This window comes from Okeania sp. SIO2F4 (genome assembly GCF_010672385.1).
Lineage (GTDB): Bacteria > Cyanobacteriota > Cyanobacteriia > Cyanobacteriales > Microcoleaceae > Trichodesmium.
On record NZ_JAAHGT010001299.1, the window covers coordinates 1 to 1,883 of the forward strand.

At 38.0% G+C, this 1,883-nt stretch carries 1 protein-coding gene; it reads left to right on the forward strand.

The window, feature by feature from the left end; genetic code table 11:
• On the forward strand, window positions 1–1,791 hold a 1,791-nt coding region (locus F6K22_RS39840; protein ID WP_293110586.1), incomplete at its 5' end, for an efflux RND transporter periplasmic adaptor subunit.
• Window positions 1,792–1,883 lie beyond the last annotated feature (92 nt).

A 1,883-nucleotide genomic window follows, 5' to 3' on the forward strand; every position in this document is an offset into this window, starting at 1 on the left:
AAGAGAGGGAGATGGCAAGGATTAATTGTTGGTATTGCCATTGGTATAGTTGCTAGTGTGATAAGTATGCAGCTACTTTCGAAACCAAAGCAAAATACGGAAGCTAATACCACTTCTACACAAACCATTAAAAGTCCAGTCGAGACTAACTTGACTCCAACTATGAGTGTGACAGTAGCAACTGTAGAATTAGCAACAGTAGAACGCACCCTTGATGCTACCGGTAACGTTGTTGCTTTCGATCTATTACCAGTGTTACCACAAGCGAATGGGTTACAAATTCAACAAGTATTAGTAGATGAAGGAGAAAAAGTTACTCAAGCTCAAGTAATGGCAATTTTAGATGACTCCGTTTTGAAGTCACAAATTACCCAGGCTAAATCTCAAGTAGCATCTGCTAATAGTCAAGTAGAGCAAAGAAGAGCTGCTCACAGTAAAACAAAAGTAGGAGTAGAGCAAGCAATTGCCGCTTGGGAACAAGCAATTGCAGATCGCGATGGTGTCAAAGCTGCTATAGCTCAAGCTGAAGCAGGAAGAGATGAAGCGATAGCTGGTTTAAAGCAAACCCAAGCAAGTCGAGATGATGCTGTTGCTGCTCTTAAACAAACTCAAGCAAGTCGTAATGATGCTGTTGCTGCTCTCAAACAAACCCAAGCAAGTCGTAATGATGCTCTAGCATCTGTTGCTCAAACTGAAGCAAAGTTAGCAGAAGCTAAAGCCAACAAAGAACAAGCAATGAGAGATTTTGAGAGATATCAAACCCTAAGAGCGGAGGGTGTTATTTCTTCTCAAGAATTAGAAACTCGTAGCACTACGGTGAAAACAGCAACCGAAGGGGTGCGAGTTGCTGAAGCTAATATTAATAGTGCTAAAGCCAAAGTTGAAATTGCTGATGCTAACATTGATAGCGCCAAAGCCAAAGTTGATATTGCTGAAGCTAATATTAGTAGCGCCAAAGCTAAAGTTGATATTGCTGAAGCTAATGTTAAAAGTGCCAAAGCTAGAGTAGAAAGTGCACAAGCGAGTCTCAGTAGTGCAATGGCTCAACTACGGAGTACTCAAGCCAAAGTTAATAGCGCCAAAGCTAATGTAAGTAGTGCTAGAGCAGAAGTTGAAAGTGCATTATCAAATATTGACAGCGCTATGGCAAATGTTAGCAGTGATGAAGCTCGTGTAGAAGAGAAACAAACTCAACTAGCACAGACTTTAGTCAAAGCACCAGCAAATGGCATAATAGCGGAACGGATAGCTCGTGTTGGAGATGTGACTTCTAGTAGTAAAATGTTGTTTTCAATTATTAAAAACAATCAATTAGAACTACAATTAGAAGTACCAGAAACTCAATTACCACAAGTTAAAATAGGTACAAAAGTTCAAATTACATCAGATGCTGATAGTCGGATCAAAATGTCAGGAATAGTCAGAGAAATAGCACCATTAGTTAATCAAGAAACTCGCGAAGCAACTGTCAAAATAGACCTACCTAAAAGTAATTTATTACGACCAGGAATGTTTTTACGAGCAACAATTACAACGGCGACAAATCAAAGATTAAAAATTCCAGCCAAAGCAGTATTACCTCAAGCAGATGGAAAATCTATTGTTTATGTTTTGCAAGATAATAATCAAGTTAAAGCTGTACCTGTGGAAGTAGGAAAAATCTTGAGTAAAAATAGCGATATAACTAATGCCAAAATTGAAATCAAAGAAGGTTTAAAATTAGGCGATAGTGTAGTAGTATCAGGTGGCGGCTTCATCAAAGATGGAGATCTAGTTAAAGTTATTGAGTAAAATCAATCTATTGTAACTGGGTAGAAAAAATATCATCCCAATTTCAAGAGTTAATATTAATCGATACTTATTAACTCCAATAATTAAGGATT